Origin of the sequence: Streptomyces sp. NBC_00464 (assembly GCF_036013915.1) — a bacterium.
Taxonomy (GTDB): Bacteria; Actinomycetota; Actinomycetes; order Streptomycetales; family Streptomycetaceae; genus Streptomyces.
In genome coordinates this window covers 1,011,583-1,029,598 of sequence record NZ_CP107899.1, presented here as the reverse complement: position 1 = coordinate 1,029,598, position 18,016 = coordinate 1,011,583, and the positions used below count along the sequence as shown (strand labels likewise).

Below are 18,016 nucleotides of genomic sequence, written 5' to 3'. Positions count from 1 at the left end.
CACCGGCCGATCGTCCCCCCGCAGGTGGCGCGTTTGGTCACCGCGCCAAACACGCCATCAGATTATCTGGACACCAAGTGATCGCACAGCGTTCACTTCTCTCGAATCGCCTATCGATCACCCCACATGAACGGCGGTTCGTCACCCCAAGTCGCCGACTCACACCCCGGGCGAGTGCCCCCGCTCGCCTCTCCGGCATGCCCGAACACCCGTGAGGAAATCCGTGACACCTCAGCCACGAAGAGCGTCCCGCATCCGGCGCGGCACCATCGGTGCCCTGCTCACCACCACCCTCGCCGCCCTCAGCCTGCCCCTCGCCACCCCCGCCTCCGCGACGGGCCCCGCCAGTCCTCCGGCTGCCGGCACCTACCTGATCACCCTCGCCGACCAGCCGCTCGTCACGTACGACGGCAGCGTCGACGACCTCCCCGCCACGCGGCCCACCGCGGGCAGGAAGCTCGACGTCACCAGCGCGAACGCCAAGCGCTACCGCTCCCACCTGACGGACGAGCAGACGCATGTAGCCAAGAAGGTCGGCGCCACCGTCAGCCAGCACTACGCCGTCACCACCAACACCTTCAGCGCCCACCTCAACGCCGCCCAGCTCGTCCAGCTGGCCCGCACCGAGGGCGTCACCAACATCGCGCCCGACCGGCTCCACCAGGCCACCGACGACAAGAACTCCACCGACTTCCTGGGCCTCTCCGGCCGCAAGGGACTGTGGGCCGCTCTCGGTGGCACGGCCAAGGCCGGTCAGGGCATCGTCGTCGGCGATATCGACACCGGCATCTGGCCCGAGAGCGCCTCCTTCAAGGCCCCGGCGCTCACCAGCAAGAAGCCCAGCGGCAAGCACGGCAAGAAGCCCTCCAAGGACGAGCGCTACCGGCCCTACCTCGACGGCACGACCACCGTCATGCACAAGGCCGACGGCACCACCTTCACCGGCACCTGCCAGACCGGCGAGAGCTTCATCGCCGCCGCTTGCAACGAGAAGATCATCAGCGCCCGCTACTTCGGCGAGGGCTGGCTCCGGAACGTCCCCGAATCCAACCGCGGCGGCTACATATCCCCCCGCGACAGCGAAGGCCACGGCACCCACACCGCATCGACCGCGGCCGGCAACGCCGGGGTCCGGGCCACCGCCGACGGCAATGACCTCGGCACCATCTCCGGCGTCGCCCCGGCCGCCACCGTCGCCGTCTACAAGGCCCTCTGGCAGAGCAAGGACGGCACCCAGGACGGCGGCCTGACAAGCGACCTCGTCGCCGCCATCGACCAGGCCGTCGCCGACGGTGTGGACGTCATCAACTACTCCCTCGGCGCCATGTTCGAGAGCGATTACGACGACCCCTCCCAGGTCGCGCTCCGCAACGCCGCCGCCGCCGGCATCTTCGTCGCCACCGCCGGAGGCAACGCCGGCCCCGAAGCCGCCAGCCTCGACAACACGGCTCCCTGGACCACCACCGTCGCCGCCGGAACCATTGCCCCCTACACGGGCACCGTCACCCTCGGCAACGGGAAGAGCTACACGGGCATCAGCACCAGCGTGCACGACACCGTCGGCTCCGCGCCCCTCGTCCGTGCCGCCGCGGTCAAGAACGCCGACGCCGACACCGCCGACGCCGACCTGTGCATCGCGGGCACGCTCGACCCCGCGCTCACCACCGGAAAGACCGTCGTCTGCGACCGGGGCACCAATGCCCGCATCGACAAGTCCGCCGAGGTCAAGAGGGCCGGCGGCATCGCCATGGTCCTGGTCAACCTGCGTAACGAGAGCAGCGACGGCGACCTGCACTCCATACCGACCGTCCACCTGAGCGGCTCCGACGCCACCGCCGTACGCGACTACGCCGCCACGGACGGCGCCACCGCCACCCTCACCAGCGGCGGCAAGGGCGCCACCTACCCGCAGGTCGCCGGTTTCTCCTCCCGCGGACCCTCCCTCGTGGGCAAGGGCGACCTCCTCAAGCCCGACATCACCGCGCCCGGTGCCACCATCCTCGCCGCCGTCGCTCCGCCCGGTAACCACGGCCGCGACTTCGACTTCTACTCCGGCACCTCCATGGCGACCCCGCACATCGCCGGTCTCGCCGCCCTCTACCTCTCCGAGCACCCCACCTGGTCCCCGATGAGCATCAAGTCGGCCATGATGACCACCGCTTCCCCGACCAAGACCGACGACGGCAGGAACAGCGGCGACGTCTTCGCCCAGGGCGCCGGCGAGGTCGAGGCCCGGGCGATGCTCCGGCCGGGACTCGTCTACGACTCCAACGAAAAGGACTGGCTGGCCTACCTCGAAGGTGTCGGCATCGACACCCGGACCGGCACCGAGGCCATCGATCCCAGCGACCTCAACTACCCCTCCATCGCCATCGGTGAGCTCTTCGGCACCCAGACGGTCACCCGTACCGTCACCGCCACCTCGGCCGGCACCTACCGGGCCAAGGTCGACCTCCCCGGCATCAAGGCCACCGTCTCCCCGTCCGTCCTGCACTTCAGCCACGCCGGACAGAAGCGCACCTTCACCGTCAAGCTCGACGTGACCACCGCGCACTCGGGAGCCCTCGACACCGGTTCCCTCACCTGGACCTCGGGCCGCACCACCGTCCGCAGCCCGATCGCCGTCACCCCGCAGAGCGTCCACGCCCCTGACGAGGTCAAGGGCACCGGCACGAGCGGCGAGACCACCTACTCCGTCACCCCGGCCACCAGCACCCTCACGGCCACCGCCAACGGCCCGGTCTCCTCGCCCCTCACCAAGGGCACTCTGACCGGAACCGCTGCCGAGACCTACTACGAGGCGAACATCCCGGCCGGCACCAAGGCCTCCCAGATCACGATCCACTTCGACCCGGCGGCAGACACCATCGTCGGCGTCGTCTGGGGCCGGATGGTCGACGGCGTCCTGCAGGACGGTGCTTTCGCTGATCCCGACAGCAACGGAACATCCACCATCAGCCTGCGGCAGCCGAACGCAGGGACGATCTTCGTGGCCGTGGTCGCCCTCGGCAGTACGGACGACACCGTCACCCCGTACACCTACCAGGTGAACAACATCACCGAGGACAGCCCGGTCACCGGCAAGGTCACGGTCACGCCCGACCACGCCCGTGTCACCCCCGGCACCCCGACCGACCTGACCGCCACCTGGTCCGGCGTTCCGGCGGGAGCCCGGTCCACCGTCTGGATCGAATACCCGAACGGCGCGGGAACCTTCCTGACACTCAATTAACCCCCGCAGTACGCACGTGGTGGCGGCGCCTTCTCGGGCGCCCCCACCACTTTCATGTCTGCGCTCCGGAATTCCGTACGCGTCAGCTCCTGGGGAATTCGCCGCCGTCCACGGTGAGAATATTCCCGGTCACCCAGCTCGCCCGGTCGGAAACAAGGAACAGCACCGCGTCGGCGATGTCGTCGGGCCGGCCGACGCGTCCCAGCGGCACGCCGCTGTTGTCCGCGCCGGACCCCGGGAGCATGCGCGCCCACTCCTCGCGCGTCGCCTCGCCGCCGGGGGTCTCGGTCCTGCCGGGGCTGACGATGTTGACCCGGATACCGGACGGTGCCAGCTCCTGGGCCAGCCCACGGCTGTAGTTCTCCAACGCGGCCTTCGCCGCGGTGTAGTGCAGGAACGGCGGGGGCGTGAACGGGGTCGCGGCCGAGGACACGTGCACGATCGCCCCCGAACCCTGTTCCCGCATTCCCGGCGCCAACAGGGCGTCCAGCCGCACGGAGGCCAGGTAGTTCAGATCCAGCTGGTTCTGCCACTCCTCGTCCGGGATGTCCGCGGTCTGCAGGAACGGCCCCGCCCCACCCGCGTTGTTGACCAGGATGTCCACCCCGCCGAGCGTCTTCTGCGCGGCCGCGGCGATGGTCTCCGCACCGGCCCGTGTCCGCACGTCGGCCTCGACGAAGGTGACGCCGTCCGGCACCGTACGTGCTGCCGACCGGGCGGTGGTGAGCACCTCGGCGCCGGCATCGCGGAGTTGGCGCACGATGGCTGCTCCGATTCCGCGAGAGCCACCCGTGACCAGGGCCCGCTTTCCGGCGAGTTCTTGCGTTCCCGATCCATTCTCCGTCGTGGTCATGTCGCTGGTCCTCTCAGGAATGAGTACGTGTCCGCCCGGCAGAAGTGGAATTCTTCGTCGTCGAGCTGTTCTGACGGTACGTTCGGGAGAGAAGGAGAGGCAAAGACGAAATGTAAGCAGGTGCTATAGGGGATTCCTATGGCGTCCCGGACGGCGTGCCCGGCACCTTGGGGTCCCCGCTCCCGGAGCGTTGCCCGACAGCGTCCCGACCCCAGGGCCCCGGCGAGTGCCTGGCTCGTCCGGTTTGATCATGTGATGCCGTAGAGGGTGAGGACGCGGGGGCGGTCGGTGTGGGCTCGTCGTCCGGCGGCGGTGTTGACGTAGCCGGCGAGCTTGAGCGCGCTGCGGATCAGGTCGCGGAGGGCAGCGAGTACGGCGGGCGCATTGTGGGTCCTGACCTGGGACTTATCCTCGTTGAAGGTGACATCTCGGCACCAGTGGACGGTGTTCTCCACGGTCCAGTGGCCGCGAGCCCAGGATGCGATCTCGGCTGCGTTCGCTTCCTCGGCGGGCAGGTCGGTGACGGCGTAGACGGTCTCGCTGGACCACTTCTTCGCCCCGTAGAGACGACGACGGCGCTGGATACGCAGGACCTGTGCTGCGTGCGGGAAGAGCAGGCCGTCGACGGTGACGACCTGTACGAGCCGCTGCTCGTGGCGGCCGTGTCCCCGGGCGTCGTCGCGGTGAATCACGGGGATGTCTTTCCAGGGCAGGGCGTGGAGTTGACGGGCATGTCTGCGCTGGTTGTTCTTGATGGTCAGCAGGTAGTGGGCGCCGCGTTCGCGCAGGTAGGTGGCGTGGTCGTGTTGGGCGTGGAGGGCGTCGGCGGTGACGACCGCCCCCGCGAGATCCGCGTCGTCGATCTGGTCGAGCAGGGGTGCGAACTCGGGGATTTCGTTGGTCTTCGCGCCGATCTCGCGGGAGGCGAGCGTGACACCGTCGCCGTGCCGGACGGCGGACAGGACGAAGACGCGCCTGCCGTCGGGGCGTCTGGCGCCGCGCAGGCACTTACCGTCCGCTGCGATCGCCCGCCGCCGCGTACCGGCTCGGCGCGGGCGGCCGCCCGGTGGGCCCGACGCTGTTCACGCTCGGTGCCACCGTCGGGCATCACCGGCTCCGGACGGCGGGACCGTGCGGACAGCAGGGGCCGCAGGTAGTCGTGCCCGGCCGCGCTGATCTCGCCGGGATCGAGCCGCCCCAGGATGCTGCGCATGGTTTTCTCACTCGGGATCCGGTAGCGGCCAAGGAGCGGGTGGTACGGCAGGCCGAAGGCGGCCAGCTCCTCCGGCGTCGCACGTCGGCACCACTCCGCCGCCGCGGTGATCGAGTCGTGGCCGGACGGGGTCATCGCGCAGACCACCAGGGCCAGGACAGAGGAGAGCCGGTAGCGCACTCCGCAGGCCCCTCGCGGATCGGTGACCGACTCGAACTCGGCAACCAGGCCACGGACTTGGTCCTTGGCCACACCCTCGCGGAGAGCTTCCAGGCAGGGCGCATGAGGCGCACGGACAGCGACAGGAGATGATGGAGGAACGAACACGGCACCTTCATGGATCTTGCAGCGTAGAGAACTACATGATCCACAGGTGCCGTGTTCATCTGCTTCCGGGGCTCGCCATCGAGATCAATCACCCCAGGGTGGGGCGATCCAGGTACTCGCCGGGGCCATGCCCGGAGCCCCCGGGCCCATGCGGTGTCCGTCAGAGCCCGACGGGCTCGCCGTCGATCCACTGGACGCGCCTGTTGCGGCACAGGCAGAAGGGGTGGCCGACCGGGTCGGTGTAGACGCGCCAGCCGTAGCCCTCCTCGCCGACGAAGTCCTTGCGGAGGGTGGCGCCGAGGGCGGTGAGGCGCTGTTCCTCGGGTTCGAACTCGTCGACTTCGAAGTCGAGGTGGAACTGCTTGGGGTGCTCGTCGTCGGGCCAGTTCGGGGCGCGGAAGTTGTCGACGCGCTGGAACGCGAGCTCGATCTTGCCCAACTTGATGCCGGCCCAGTTGTCGTCGCTGTCGGGCTTGACGGGTTCGCCGGTGACCTCGGCGTAGAACGCCGCGAGCTTCATGGGCTCGGGGCAGTCGATGATGAAATCGGTGAGCTTCAGCATCCGGCGATCTTGCCACGCGGACCGCGGGTGGCAAGGGTGAAGCCAGGGCCCCGGCGAGTGCCTGAATCACCCAGGGTGGGGCGATCCAGGCACTCGCCGGGGCCCTGGTCCCGACCCGGCCTGCCACCCGAATGGCGGATTGCCGCGAGCGCCCCTGCCCTCCCGCTGTCAGGTTGGTCCCTGAGGTACGCGGGTCGGTCCATCGGCCGGAAAAACCCCGGGTTCCCCACGCCACCGGCTCCCACGCCGGACCCTCACCGGGTCAGAAAGGTGGATCAGGTGGAAGGCACCAGTACGCGAACACGGGCGATGGTCGCGCTCGCCGCCTCCCTCGCGATCGCATCGGTCACGGGCTGCGCATCGGGCACCGCCGGCGCCGCGCGCGGGCACACGGTCCAGGCCGCACCGACCGCGCCGGCGACAGGGAGCCCGGTCCGGGACGCCGCGCTACCGCAGAAGACCACTCCCGCCCCTCAGGGCACCGGGGAACTCGTCGTCACCTACGAGGCCGGTGCGACCCAGGAGGACCAGCAGGCCCAGCAGTTCCTTCAGGCGAACGAAGTCCTGGAAGGCGTCGCGGCGCACGCCAACTCCCGGATCGCCCTGCCCCAGAACATACCCCTGACCGGGCGCAGCTGCGGTGAGGTCAACGCCTTCTGGGACCCCAAGACGCAGAGCATCACGCTCTGCTACGAACTCATCTCCCAGTTCGCCCCCGTCTTCAGCGCGCAGAACACCACGGGCACCGAGGCCCAGCAGACGCGGGCCACCGAGGACGACCTCATCGGCTTCACCAACAGTTCCGTCCTCCATGAACTGGGCCACGGGCTGATCGACGTCTACGGCCTGGCGACCACCGGCAAGGAGGAGGACGCGGCCGACCAGCTCGCCACCCTGCTGCTCGTGGGTGACTCCCTGCACCGCGAGTACGCGGTGAGTGCCATCGACGCGTGGGGCGCGCTCGCCGCGGCGGACCAACAGGGAGACATCTCAGGGAAGTTCTCGGACGAGCACTCGCTCAGTGCCCAGCGCTTCTACAACGAGATCTGCTGGTTGTACGGCTCCGACCCCAGCTCCTTCCAGGGCGTCGTGCAAAGCGCGGAGAACCCGGACGGCGTGCTGCCCGAGACCCGTGCGGCCAGGTGCCCCGCTGAGTTCGAGCAGATGAACGACGCATGGAGCACTCTGCTTCAGCCGTACCTCAAGAGCTGAAGGCCGGGCGTGTCAGTCGAGCACGGCGGCGACGGACTCGATCTCGACGAGCTGGTCGTGGTAGCCGAGCACGGTGACGCCCATCAACGTGCTGGGCACGTCATGGTCACCGAAGGCGGCCCGGACCACCTTCCACGCGGTCCCCAGGTCCTCCTGCCGGGCGGACGCGACGAGCACGCGGGTGCTGATGACGTCCTCCAAGGAGGCGCCGGCCGCATGCAGCGCGGTCTGCATGTTCTCCACGGCTTTCGCGGCCTGGCCCGCGTAGTCCCCGACCGCCGCCGTCGAACCGTCCTCGTTCAGCGGGCAGGCCCCCGCCAGGAAGATCAGGCGCGCCTCGGCTGGGGCGGTGGCCGCGTAGGCGTACTCGGCGACGTCGGACAGGGCGGCGGAGCGGATCAGGGTGACGGCACGGGGCATGGTCGGTCGGGTCCTCCGTTGGGCGGGCGGGCGGGTGGAGTGGTGGAGCGGTGCGCTCAGCTCTGGACGGCGTACGCCACGAAGCGCGTCCAGGATGTGGGGGAGAGGGCGAGCTGGGGGCCCTCCTCGACCTTGGAGTCGCGGATGTGGACGGTGGTGGGGCAGGTGGCGACCTCTACGCAGGAGTCGCCTGAGCCGCTGCTGTAGCTCGACTTGTGCCAGGACAGGGCGACTTCCACACAGGAGTCGCCGGAGCTGCCGCTGTAGCTGCTCTTGAACCAGGTCAGTTCCGTCGTGTTCATTACGCTCCTCGCATCTGCCGCAGCAGGCTCAGGGAGTCCTCCAGTGAGAGAGCCTGCGAACGCATCCTGGCATATCGCATTTGGAGCGTGCTGACGACTTTGGGATCGGAGATGAACTGGCCGCTTTCCTGTCCCTCGGAGTAGCCGAGCCAGCGGTTCTCGGGAGTCTCAAGGAGCTGCATGGGTCCGTCGATTCCCGCATGACGCTCCCGCACCACCGGCATGATCTGAAGCTCGATGTTGCGGAGGGAAGCCAGTTCCAGCAGGTGCTCGATCAGCTCGGCAGTGACAGCCCGGCCACCGGTTCTACGCAGCAGCAGATGCTCTTCAAGGATGAAGCTGTATGCAGTGTTGGGTCGCTGCCGTAACAGCTCCTGGCGTTCCAGCCGGGCCGCCACCTGGGCCTCGATCTGCTCGTCGCCCATCGGCGGCAACTTTTCGGCGAACAGCGTCCTCGCATACGCCTCCGTCTGCAACAGACCCGGAACCAACCGGCATTCGTACGTCTGGAGGATGATCGCCTCCCGCTCCAACTGGGCCCACTGGCGGAACCAGCTGGCCAGCCCCGGCCGCCGCGACAGATGCTTGGCCGCCGCCCGCAACACCCCCATGGCGTCCAGCACGTCCTCGGCCCGCTCCACGAACGCGGGCGGCGGGAAGCGGCGCCCTTGCTCGATCGAGGCGACCATCGTCACCGAATACCGCACCAGCGGGGCGAACTCCTCCTGCGTGAGCCCGGCCCGTTTGCGCAGGACCTTGAGCACCTCCCCGAACGCCTTGAGGCTGTCCGAGGATTCGGGCTCCCCGCACGTCGCCGTCGTTCCGCCCGTCTCCACCAAGCTGTCGGTCATGTGCGGCCACCTTCCGCGCGCCTGTTCCCGGTCCGCAACTCGCCCATGGTTACGCATCGTTACGCGTACCGTCCACTCTCCGTACTCGTACGCTGACCGAGCGTACGAGTGGCGTGGCTGGTCGGCGCGGTCCGGGGTGGCAAGGCTGAGCGCATGGAAGCACCCGTCACCCCACACCGACCGTGCACCGAGCGGCTGTTCGTGCAGCGGTTCAGCTCCACACCCCGGGGCGCACGGCTCGCCCGCAGGCTCGCCGTTCATCAGCTGCACGCCTGGGGCGTCCCGTACCGCACGGACGCGTCCGACACCGCGGCGCTGCTGGTGGCCGAGCTGGCGGCCAACGCGGTGACCCATGGACGCGTACCGGGAAGGGACTTCGAGCTGCGGCTCGCCCTCGCCATGGGTGATCCGGAGACGCTCGGCACGCTCCGTATCGAGGTCACCGACACCCGGGGCGAATGCCGCCCGCCGGGCCCCGGGGAGGTCGTGAAACCGCCGCCCGGGTCCGGCAGCGGGCACGGGCTGGTGCTGGTCGAGGCACTGGCGGACCGGTGGGCGGTACTGGAGCGCGTACCCCCGGGGCGGCCGGGAAAGACGGTTCGCGTGGAGCTGGACCTGCTGTTCTGACCCGGCCGGGCCTTTCGGCCCGGCCCCGCGTCCGGTTACTTGGATTACTCGAAGCGGGAGGGGTCGCCGGCTCCGCGTCGTACGATCTCCAGCTCGCCGCTGGAGAAGTCGATGACGGTGGTCGGCTCCGTGCCGCAGTCGCCGGAGTCGACGACGACGTCCACCTCGTGGTCGAGGCGTTCCTTGATCTCCCAGCCCTGGGTCATCGGCTCCTCCTCGTCGGGCAGGAGCAGGGTGCTGGAGAGCAGCGGCTCGCCGAGCTCCTCCAACAGGGCCTGGACGACAGCGTGGTCGGGGATGCGGACACCGACGGTCTTCTTCTTCGGGTGCAGCAACTGGCGCGGCACCTCCTTCGTCGCCGGAAGGATGAAGGTGTACTGGCCGGGGGTCGCGGCCTTGATGGCGCGGAACACGTCGTTGTCGATCTGTACGAACTGCCCGAGCTGGGCGAAGTTCTGGCACATGAGCGTGAAGTGATGACGGTCGTCGAGATTGCGGATCGTGCGGATGCGGGAGATGCCGTCACGGCTGCCGAGCTGACACCCGAGTGCGTAGCAGGAGTCCGTCGGATACGCGACGAGTGACCCGGAGCGGATGCTTTCGGCCACGCTCGTGATGGTGCGTCGCTGGGGATTTTCGGGATGTACGTCGAAATACTTCGCCATCCGGCGAGTCTACGGCGGGGGCGGCGACGGGTACGAGGGGAAAGCGGGTTGTCCTGCCCCTGGGAGGGACAGGACAACCGTTTCGGGTGGTGGGGCGCCGCTCAAACCTTTTCGGCCACACATCCAGGCGATGTGCACCCGACACGAGATGTGCATGATGCACATTGAATGCATGGTGCACACGTGTGGTATATATGTACAAAAGAGGTCGCCCGCCCCGCGGGGAGGCGAGCCCGGCAGTCGAAGGAAGCCTCGCGTGGACATGCCTGTGGAACGGATCGAGTTCGAGACGATGCTGCTCGGCCGGCATATGAGTCTGCTGACCTCGCGGGGCGGCGGGCGGCTCGACCGGAGCGCCTACATCCTCCTCAGCCGCATCCGGGTCGAGGGTCCGATGTCCATCGGCCAGCTTCGGGACGCCTTCGGTCTGGACACCTCCACGCTGAACCGGCAGACCGCCGCGATGCTGCGGGTCGGTGTCGTCGAGCGTATCGCCGACCCGGACGGCGGGATCGCCCGGAAGTTCGTCATCACGGCCGAGGGTGAGCACCGGCTGGACAAGGACCGGGCCGAGAACCGGGAGGGTCTGCAGCGCGTGCTGGCCGAGTGGACCCCGGAGGAGGCCGCGCAGCTCGCGGACGGGCTCGCCCGCCTCAATCGCGACATCGAGCGTCTCGACGGGCGGCCCTGGCCGCGGGGCTGAGCCCTGTGGCAGCCGCGCGAACGGGGCCGGATGCCGCCTTCGGCACCCGGCCCCGCCCTGTCTGTCGCGGTCCGGTCAGGACAGCTTGGTGAAGGCCCACGTCTGGACCGCGGCGGCGGAGGCCGCCTGCTGGGTGAGCAGCGCCCCGTCCGTGGTGCCGCCCGCGGTGAGCAGCAGTCCGCTGGACTTGCTCGTCAGCGTGTAGCCGCCGGTCGCGGGGGTGGCGGTCCAGCGCTGGTTCGCGTCACCGCTGCACGCCCACTGGTCGATGGCGGCCCCCGCCGCCTTGGAGTTCTGGTAGACCTCGGCGCACAGGCCGCTCCGCACGTTCTTCAGCGTGTACGTGCCGTCGCCGTTGGCCGTGACGTTCCACTTCTGGTTGTCGCCGCCGTTCCAGAGCCAGCCGACCAGCTGGGTGCCCTGGGCCGTGGAGTGTGCCGGTACGTCGATCGCCTGGGTTCCCGCGGAGATCCGGTTGATCCCGGCCGTCGGTCCCGTCGGCTTGATGCAGGTGGTGGACGACTGGTGCGCGCCGCGGTCGGGTACGCAGCCGGCCGCGACCGGGCCGCCGAAGTAGTCACGTACGCCCGCGTTCGCCACCACCGCACCGTTGGCGAGGGCGGAGGAACCCGCCTGGAGGCGGTAGCCGTCGGCGTCCGTGCGCGAGGTGGCGGTGCCGGGGGCCGTCAGCTTCGGGTCGGTCGTCACCTTGTGGGCGTCGGCCGGCTCACCGGCCGGGTGGGTGCCGTAGAAGACGTTCGAGTCGTAGCCGAGGCCCGCGGCGTTGACGTAGCTCGCCCCGTCCGTCGCCACGTGGAAGATGTTGTTGGTGAACGTGGCGTTCGCCGACGTCGAACCGTTCGAGTTGCTGATGATCTCGACCGGCTTCGAGAGGTAGAAGGTGTTGTTGTAGATCTGCGTGTTCGTCGTCTTGGCGCAGACCATGTCGAAGAGCTGGCCGCCGTCGTTCTGGCTGATGTTGTACCGGACGATGTTGTCGGCGGTCGTCGATCCGCCGCCGTTGCACAGGAGGATGAAGCCACCCTCGTTGTCGTGGCTGTAGTTGTACTGGTAGATGGTGCGGATGTTGCCCTCGTCGAGGTCGAGTCCCTGCCCGTCGCAGGTGCTCTTGCCGCCGCTCACCTCGTTGAACTGGTACAGCGTGTCCTGGGTGTTCCACCCCCAGATGCCGGCCGCGCAGTGCGCGGGCTCGCGCTCGCGGAAGCCGTCGACCTTGTTGTACTCGACGAGCGCGCCCTCGGTGTGATGCGGGACGATCGCGTCGCCGCCGATGTCGGTGACGGTGTTCCCGCGGATGACGACCCGCGTCTGCGGGGTCCATGCCCCGCAGGTCGTACCGCAGTTGGCGTTGGCGAGCTGGGGGCGCTGCATCCACCGGGTCCAGAAGTGGATGCCGTAACGGTCCACGGCCCGCACCGTGTTGCCTGTGAGGACGACGTCGTCGAACTTCGTCGGCTTCGTGTTCCCCAGGACCTCGAAGAAGATTCCGGCGCTGGCGTCGTCGTCCTTCTTGGTCTGGTTCCCGTTGACGTCGTGGATGTCGAGACCCGTGAGCCGGTAGTAGGTTCCGGTGCCCGAGTCGGTCCTGGTGATGTGGACACCGCGCCGGGTCGCCGCGGCCGCGCCCTTGTTGGAGATGTCCAGGTTGCGGATCTCCCAGTACTGCTGGTCCGCGAGTTGTACGACGTCGGTGACCTGTCCCGCGCCGACCAGTGCGGGCTTGGCACCCGTGCCGTAGGCGTCGACCACGATCGGCGCTCCGGTCGCGCCCGAGCCCTTGGGGGAGAGCGTCTGGCCGGTACAGGTCGAGCCGCGCTTGAGGAGGATCGAGTCACCCGGCTGGAACGTGTGGGCGTTCACCGGTGCCAGTGCGTTCCAGGGTGTGGCCTGGGTTCCGTCGCCCGCGGCGGTGGCGCCGCAGTCGACGTAGAAGGACTGCGAGGCGGCCGGTGCGGCGGCCTGTGCTGCTGCGGTGGGGGCCGTGGCCAGAAGAGATGCCAGCGGTAGTGAAAGCGCAGAGAGGAGCATGGTTCGTCTTCCGGGCATGGAAAAACTCCATTTTCTGAAAACGGACAGCAGACGTCTGATGCCTGCTCACATTAGGGAGCTGCGGCTTCAGTGGTCAAGACCTGTTCATGTCAATCGACGAACGTTCCCGCAGTCGCCGCAACGTCTTGACGTGTGCAGCAGGTACCCTCCCCGACGCTGGGTACGGTGAGGCGACAAGTGCGGGACTGCCGGCGAAGAGGAGCGCCGAATGGCTGAGTTGGAGCTCTCCGCAGGAATCGTCGAGTACGAGGACACCGGCGGCGACGGGCCCGTCGTGGTCCTGCTCCACGGTGTGGCGATGGACGGCTCGCTGTGGCGGCACGTCGTCGCGGATCTGCGGGACGGCCATCGGTGCATCGTGCCGACGCTGCCGCTCGGCGGCCACCGGCGGCCGATGAAGCCCGACGCCGACCTTTCGGTCCTCGGCGTGGCACGGCTGGTCGCGGAGTTCCTCGAAGCGCTCGACCTCAGCGACGTCACCCTGGTCATGAACGACTGGGGCGGCGCCCAGGCCCTGGTCGCGGACGGCCGGGACCAGCGGATCGGCAAGCTGGTCATCACCTCCTGCGAGGCCTTCGACAACTTCCCGCCCGGCCTGCCCGGCAACAACCTGTACGCCTCCGCCAAGATGCCCGGCGGCCTGAACGTGGCCTTCACGCTGCTGAAGCTCAAGCCGATGCGGCGGCTGCCGATGACCTGGGGCCGGATGAGCAAGCGGCCGGTACCGGACGCGGTGATGGACGCCTGGTTCCGGCCGCTGTGGAGCTCCAAGGAGATCCGCCGCGACCTGCGCAAGTACGTTCTGGGTGTGCCGCCGAAGGCCGAACTCCTGCGCTGGGCGGAGGCCCTGCGCACCTTCGACCGGCCGGCGCTCGTCGCCTGGGCCGCGGAGGACAAGGTCATGCCGCCGGAACACGGACGCCGACTGGCCGGCATGCTGCCCAGGGGCGAGCTGGTGGAGATCGCGGACAGCTACACCCTGATCCCGGAGGACCGGCCGGAGGAACTCGCCCGGCACATGCGGGAGTTCCTCCGGAAGGGGTGACGCTGCTCCCTACGGGGTGAGCGCCTCGTCCATGGACTCCTCCCGCCAGCGGCGCAGGAGCTCGTGGAAGGCGGCGGCACCGTGTGGATAGGCGTGCGGGCCATTGGGGCGGCCGCGCCCTTCACGGTTGTAGTAGCCGGGAGTGCACTCGGCGTGGAACCACTCGTGATCCGGGGCGCCCTGTGTGATCGTGGCGAGCCAGGCGTCCTCGGCCTCGCGGGAGGGTTCGAGGAGCGCGCCCCCGTCCTCGGCGGCCGAGACGAGGGCGGCCGCGTGCACGGCCTGCTCGTCGAGGATGTGCGTGTAGTTGACACTGCTCGCGTTCTGCAGCGAACCCATCTGGATCAGATTCGGGAAGCCGTTGCAGGTGAAGCCGTGGAGGCTCCGGATACCGTGCTGCCCCCAGGCGTGGAGCAGTTGGGTGCCTCCCCGGCCGTGGACGGGCAGCTTTCCGGAGAGGACGCCGGAGACGCCGACGGAGAACCCGGTGGCGAAGATCAGGCAGTCGAGTGCGTACGCGGTGCCGTTCACCACCACGCCGTCCTCGGTGACACGTTCGATGCCGTGGGTGTCCGCGGTGTCGACCAGGGTCACGTTGCTCCGGTTGAACGCCGGGTAGTACAGGTCGGAGAAGGTGGGGCGCTTGCAGGCGTACCGGTACCAGGGCTTGAGCGCCTCGGACGTCGCCGGGTCCGCGACGGTCCGCTCGACACGGGTCCGTACCTCGTTCATCTTGGCGGCGTCGGCGGCCTCGTAGGCGGCTTCGAAGTCCTCCCGGTCATCGGGGCGTCGGAAGCTCGGCAACAGCTTCTCCAGCAGACCGGCCGACGACGTCCAGCCGTCCGCCACGAGATCCTCGCCGAACGCCTCGCCCGAGACGATGCGCAGGAAGTTCTCGCGCCGCGCACCGGCCCAGCCCTCGCGGTCCGCGCCGACGTCGGCGGCCGTGGTGCGACGGTTGGCGCGCACGTCCACCGTGGAGGGGGTGCGCTGGAAGACGTGGACGTGCCCCGCGTCCTCGGCCAGCATCGGAATGACCTGCACGCCGGTGGCGCCGGTGCCGACGACCCCCACCCGCTTGCCCGCCAGCCCCGTCAGGCCGCCCTCGGGGGAGCCGCCGGTGTAGGCGTAGTCCCACCGGGAGGTGTGGAACGTGTGCCCCGCGAAGCTCTCGATTCCGGGTATCCCCGGCAGCTTCGGATCGGACAGGGTGCCGGTGGCGGTGACGACGTACGTCGCCCGGAACGTGTCGCCGCGGTCAGTCGTCACGATCCATGTACGGGAGCTCTCCTCCCAGTTCAGGGCGGTGACGGTGGTCGAGAAGAGGGCGTCCGAGTAGAGGTCGTACTTCTGCGCGATCCGTACCGCGTGACGCCGGATCTCCTCTCCCGGGGAGTACTTCCACCGCGGTACGTACCCGGTCTCGTCGAGCATCGGCAGGTATACGTGGGACTCGATGTCGCAGTGGATGCCCGGGTACCGGTTCCAGTACCAGGTGCCGCCGAAATCGCCGCCCTTGTCGACGAGGCGGACGCGTTCCACGCCCCGCTGACGTAGACGTGCTCCGGCGAGGATCCCGCCGAACCCGCCGCCGATGACGGCGACGTCGACGGTGTCGCACAGCGGCTCGCGCTCGCCCTGCTCCGCCACGTACGGGTCGGCGGCGTAGAAGCCGAACTCGGCTTCTGCGGCGCGATATTGGCGGGGGCCGTCGGGCCGTACCCGCCGCTCACGTTCGCGGCGGTAGCGCCCGCGCAGCGCGGAGAGCTCATCGGGGCTCGGGGTCTGAGGCGACGTCATGTGGGGGGCCTCGTCTTCTCTTTGTCGGTTGTGCGTCTGTCCGTTGCGGGCCGAACCGCCCATGGGCGGCCGAACTGCCGTGGATCCGGGCGGCCTTCCGCACCGTAACAACAACCGGACAAGTCTGTCCGGTTAGGGTGCCGGTGCACGTCGATCTTCGGACAGGAAGAGGGACACCTCATGCGACGACTCCGGAACCGCTCACTGGCCGTGCTCGCCACCCTGGGCGCGCTGGCTCTGACCGGGTGCGGCAGCGAGACGTACACCCCCGGCGGAAGGGCGGAATCCTCTGCTTCGGGCAGGACCGTCACCGCCCGTGAGCTCATGCGGCTGACCACGGTGCACGAGGAGACCGGGATGACTCTGCTGGAGGGCCCGGTCTTCGGCGCGGACGGCAAGCTGAACGTCGTCGACGTCACCGCGCCCGCCGGGAAGCCGAAGGTACTGCGTGTGGATGTCCGGAAGAAGACGGTGCGCAAGGTGTTCACCGACAGCCGGGGGGCCTACACCTCGGCCCAGTTCAGCCCGTACGACGGGCGGCTCTACCTGTCCGACTTCGCCCACGGCGAGATCGTCTCCCTGGCCCCGGACGGCAGCGGCAGGCGCACCTTCTTCACCGGCGAGGTCGACGGCGCCCGGATGCAGCCCGACGACATCGCCTTCGACCCGGACGGCAATCTGTACGTCAGCGACGCCCTCGGCATGTCCGAGGGTGAGGCGCGCGGGCGCGTGGTGCGCATCGGCCGTGACGGCGGCGACGCCACCGTCCTGGCCGGCGGGCTCTCCGCGACGAACGGCATCTCGTTCGACGTGGACTACCGCGGGCTGTGGGTCAGCGAACTGACGGAGAACCGGATCTCCTACCTTCCCGTCGAGCAGCGACCCGGAATGGCGGGCCGGCACACGGCGGTCCGCGTCGACGCAGGCGTCGCCCAGACCGACTCGATCGCGGTGGACGCCGACGGCAACCTGTACCAGGCACTGCACGGCCGACCCGCGATGGCCGTGTACAGCAAGTACGGCGAGCGCCTCGCGACGGTGGAGGTCCCGGCCCGCACCGAAGGGCTGGAGTCGGCGACCAACGTGGCGATCGAGCCCGGCGGTACCACGGCGTACATGACCGTCAGCGGACCCGCCGGCGGCTACCTGTACACCTTCGACGCGCTCGCCAAGGGCATCCGCCAGTCCAACGGCGGCTGACCGCACACCCCTAGGAGGCTTCGCACCCCTCGAAGGGCCGCACCGGCCCCACCTCGACGCCGAGCAGGCGCCAGGCTGCCAGCGCCCGGACCTCACGCCTCTCGCGGGTCGGGCCGGTGACGGCTCCGGAGACCATGGAGACGGCGAGCATGAGGACGTCCGGCGCACCCAGCCGGTGACCGTCCGGCAGGCACCCCCACAGGGCGCGCTCGACCCGGTCGTGCATGTCCCGGGCGAACGTGCGGGTGTGCTGCCGCGGGTGCCCGCTCGCCTCGTCGGCGTGCAGCAGGCTGATGAAGGCCGCCGACTGTGTCAGGTGCCAGGTCAGCACGCCCAGGACCCCGGAGAGACTCGTACCCTCGCCGGCCGCCTGCTCGATCTGGCGCACGTTCTCCTCCAGGACCGCGGCCGCGATGGCGTTCCGGTCCGGGAAGTGGCGGTACAGAACGGCCTGCCCGACCCCGGCCCTGCGGGCGATCCCGGAGAGCGGGGCGTCCAGACCCTGCGCCGCGTAGATCTCCCGGGCTGCGGAGACCAGCGCGGCCCGGTTGCCGGCGGCGGCCTTCGGCCCCCGGTTCGCGGGCCTTTGCTCGTCCGCAGTGGGGTGCTGGGTCATCCGGTCAGGGTATCGGGCAGGTGCCGGGCACCGCGGGGCCGCTTTCCGCTCGGCCCCCGCACCGCGGCGGTACACCTGACCCGGTGGGCGTCCGCCGAACGGAGCAGGCGGTGCCGCGCCCGTACGACAGGGCGTGAAGCCAAGCTGCGGGCGCGCTTAAGAAATCCTCGATGGACCTGGGGCGCGGGGTACGGCAGATTTCTCCGTGACGGCGGAGGATGGTGCGCGGCAGCCGGTCGAGCGCGCTGCCACCGTCCCTCTCATACTTCCCCGGGCCGCAGGCTTCCTCTGGCATGCCCCCGGCCCGGGGACATCAAC

Annotated in this window: 15 protein-coding genes and 1 pseudogene; 6 read left to right on the top strand and 10 right to left on the bottom strand. The window is 69.3% G+C overall.

Annotation, left to right across the window (positions count from 1 at the left end; translation table 11 throughout):
• The first annotated feature begins 223 nt into the window (after positions 1–223).
• Positions 224–3,232 (top strand): S8 family serine peptidase, encoded by a 3,009-nt coding sequence (locus OG912_RS04450; RefSeq protein WP_327708272.1) that lies wholly within the window; start codon positions 224–226, stop codon positions 3,230–3,232.
• A gap of 82 nt (positions 3,233–3,314) precedes the next feature.
• Here OG912_RS04450 and OG912_RS04445 read toward each other — a convergent pair whose 3' ends face one another.
• The 3 genes and pseudogenes from OG912_RS04445 to OG912_RS04435 all read right to left on the bottom strand — a co-directional run bounded on the left by OG912_RS04445 (position 3,315) and on the right by OG912_RS04435 (position 6,187).
• Positions 3,315–4,085: an SDR family oxidoreductase gene (locus tag OG912_RS04445; protein ID WP_327708271.1), complete on the bottom strand. Its 771-nt coding sequence runs from the start codon at positions 4,083–4,085 to the stop codon at positions 3,315–3,317.
• Positions 4,086–4,333: 248 nt separating this feature from the next.
• Positions 4,334–5,625, bottom strand: a pseudogene (locus tag OG912_RS04440) (ISAs1 family transposase).
• 160 nt (positions 5,626–5,785) lie between these two features.
• The gene (locus tag OG912_RS04435) at positions 5,786–6,187 is read right to left on the bottom strand and encodes a VOC family protein (protein WP_123467838.1); all 402 of its coding nucleotides are present in this window, start codon (positions 6,185–6,187) and stop codon (positions 5,786–5,788) included.
• Between the two features lie 279 nt (positions 6,188–6,466).
• Here OG912_RS04435 and OG912_RS04430 point away from each other — a divergent pair, with 279 nt between their 5' ends.
• Positions 6,467–7,399, top strand: a complete 933-nt coding sequence (locus tag OG912_RS04430) for a DUF4344 domain-containing metallopeptidase (RefSeq protein WP_327708270.1) — start codon at positions 6,467–6,469, stop codon at positions 7,397–7,399.
• 12 nt (positions 7,400–7,411) lie between these two features.
• Here OG912_RS04430 and OG912_RS04425 read toward each other — a convergent pair whose 3' ends face one another.
• Genes OG912_RS04425 through OG912_RS04415 form a run of 3 tightly spaced genes read right to left on the bottom strand, consistent with a single transcriptional unit; the run spans position 7,412 to position 8,972 of the window.
• The gene (locus OG912_RS04425) at positions 7,412–7,819 is read right to left on the bottom strand and encodes a RidA family protein (RefSeq protein ID WP_327708269.1); all 408 of its coding nucleotides are present in this window, start codon (positions 7,817–7,819) and stop codon (positions 7,412–7,414) included.
• 56 nt (positions 7,820–7,875) lie between these two features.
• On the bottom strand, positions 7,876–8,121 hold the full coding sequence (locus OG912_RS04420) for a DUF397 domain-containing protein (RefSeq protein WP_327708268.1): 246 nt from the start codon (positions 8,119–8,121) through the stop codon (positions 7,876–7,878).
• Positions 8,121–8,972, bottom strand: a complete 852-nt coding sequence (locus tag OG912_RS04415; RefSeq protein ID WP_327708267.1) for a helix-turn-helix domain-containing protein — start codon at positions 8,970–8,972, stop codon at positions 8,121–8,123. Before OG912_RS04415 ends, OG912_RS04420 begins: the two co-directional genes overlap by 1 nt.
• A 153-nt stretch (positions 8,973–9,125) precedes the next feature.
• Here OG912_RS04415 and OG912_RS04410 point away from each other — a divergent pair, with 153 nt between their 5' ends.
• Entirely contained in the window at positions 9,126–9,599 is a 474-nt protein-coding gene (locus tag OG912_RS04410; RefSeq protein WP_326739548.1) for an ATP-binding protein, read from the top strand.
• A 44-nt stretch (positions 9,600–9,643) separates the two neighbouring features.
• On the opposite strand, the gene OG912_RS04405 is transcribed toward OG912_RS04410, so the two are convergent.
• The gene (locus OG912_RS04405; protein WP_326739549.1) at positions 9,644–10,264 is read right to left on the bottom strand and encodes an L-threonylcarbamoyladenylate synthase; all 621 of its coding nucleotides are present in this window, start codon (positions 10,262–10,264) and stop codon (positions 9,644–9,646) included.
• A gap of 256 nt (positions 10,265–10,520) precedes the next feature.
• On the opposite strand from OG912_RS04405, the gene OG912_RS04400 reads away from it, so the two are divergent.
• Positions 10,521–10,967, top strand: a complete 447-nt coding sequence (locus OG912_RS04400) for a MarR family winged helix-turn-helix transcriptional regulator (protein ID WP_327708266.1) — start codon at positions 10,521–10,523, stop codon at positions 10,965–10,967.
• Between the two features lie 75 nt (positions 10,968–11,042).
• Here OG912_RS04400 and OG912_RS04395 read toward each other — a convergent pair whose 3' ends face one another.
• Positions 11,043–13,034, bottom strand: a complete 1,992-nt coding sequence (locus OG912_RS04395) for an RICIN domain-containing protein (RefSeq protein ID WP_327708265.1) — start codon at positions 13,032–13,034, stop codon at positions 11,043–11,045.
• Between the two features lie 211 nt (positions 13,035–13,245).
• Between OG912_RS04395 and OG912_RS04390 the strand changes: the two genes are divergently transcribed.
• Positions 13,246–14,082, top strand: coding sequence for an alpha/beta fold hydrolase (locus tag OG912_RS04390; RefSeq protein WP_327708264.1), 837 nt, complete (start codon positions 13,246–13,248; stop codon positions 14,080–14,082).
• A 9-nt stretch (positions 14,083–14,091) separates the two neighbouring features.
• Here the strand turns inward: OG912_RS04390 and OG912_RS04385 are convergent, their stop codons facing one another.
• Positions 14,092–15,882, bottom strand: coding sequence for a flavin-containing monooxygenase (locus OG912_RS04385; RefSeq protein ID WP_327708263.1), 1,791 nt, complete (start codon positions 15,880–15,882; stop codon positions 14,092–14,094).
• Positions 15,883–16,062: 180 nt separating this feature from the next.
• On the opposite strand from OG912_RS04385, the gene OG912_RS04380 reads away from it, so the two are divergent.
• Complete coding sequence (locus OG912_RS04380) at positions 16,063–17,082, top strand: SMP-30/gluconolactonase/LRE family protein (protein ID WP_327708262.1); 1,020 nt, start codon at positions 16,063–16,065, stop codon at positions 17,080–17,082.
• Between the two features lie 10 nt (positions 17,083–17,092).
• Here the strand turns inward: OG912_RS04380 and OG912_RS04375 are convergent, their stop codons facing one another.
• Entirely contained in the window at positions 17,093–17,698 is a 606-nt protein-coding gene (locus tag OG912_RS04375; protein ID WP_327708261.1) for a TetR/AcrR family transcriptional regulator, read from the bottom strand.
• Positions 17,699–18,016: the final 318 nt, after the last annotated feature.

What these genes read in the sequence shown, in the direction of transcription:
- OG912_RS04445 (WP_327708271.1), bottom strand. Translation starts at nt 4,085, where the DNA reads ATGACCACGACGGAGAATGGATCGGGAACGCAAGAACTCGCCGGAAAG.
- OG912_RS04435 (WP_123467838.1), bottom strand. Translation starts at nt 6,187, where the DNA reads ATGCTGAAGCTCACCGATTTCATCATCGACTGCCCCGAGCCCATGAAG.
- OG912_RS04425 (WP_327708269.1), bottom strand. Translation starts at nt 7,819, where the DNA reads ATGCCCCGTGCCGTCACCCTGATCCGCTCCGCCGCCCTGTCCGACGTC.
- OG912_RS04420 (WP_327708268.1), bottom strand. Translation starts at nt 8,121, where the DNA reads ATGAACACGACGGAACTGACCTGGTTCAAGAGCAGCTACAGCGGCAGC.
- OG912_RS04415 (WP_327708267.1), bottom strand. Translation starts at nt 8,972, where the DNA reads ATGACCGACAGCTTGGTGGAGACGGGCGGAACGACGGCGACGTGCGGG.
- OG912_RS04410 (WP_326739548.1), top strand. Translation starts at nt 9,126, where the DNA reads ATGGAAGCACCCGTCACCCCACACCGACCGTGCACCGAGCGGCTGTTC.
- OG912_RS04405 (WP_326739549.1), bottom strand. Translation starts at nt 10,264, where the DNA reads ATGGCGAAGTATTTCGACGTACATCCCGAAAATCCCCAGCGACGCACC.
- OG912_RS04395 (WP_327708265.1), bottom strand. Translation starts at nt 13,034, where the DNA reads ATGCCCGGAAGACGAACCATGCTCCTCTCTGCGCTTTCACTACCGCTG.
- OG912_RS04390 (WP_327708264.1), top strand. Translation starts at nt 13,246, where the DNA reads ATGGCTGAGTTGGAGCTCTCCGCAGGAATCGTCGAGTACGAGGACACC.
- OG912_RS04385 (WP_327708263.1), bottom strand. Translation starts at nt 15,882, where the DNA reads ATGACGTCGCCTCAGACCCCGAGCCCCGATGAGCTCTCCGCGCTGCGC.
- OG912_RS04380 (WP_327708262.1), top strand. Translation starts at nt 16,063, where the DNA reads ATGCGACGACTCCGGAACCGCTCACTGGCCGTGCTCGCCACCCTGGGC.
- OG912_RS04375 (WP_327708261.1), bottom strand. Translation starts at nt 17,698, where the DNA reads ATGACCCAGCACCCCACTGCGGACGAGCAAAGGCCCGCGAACCGGGGG.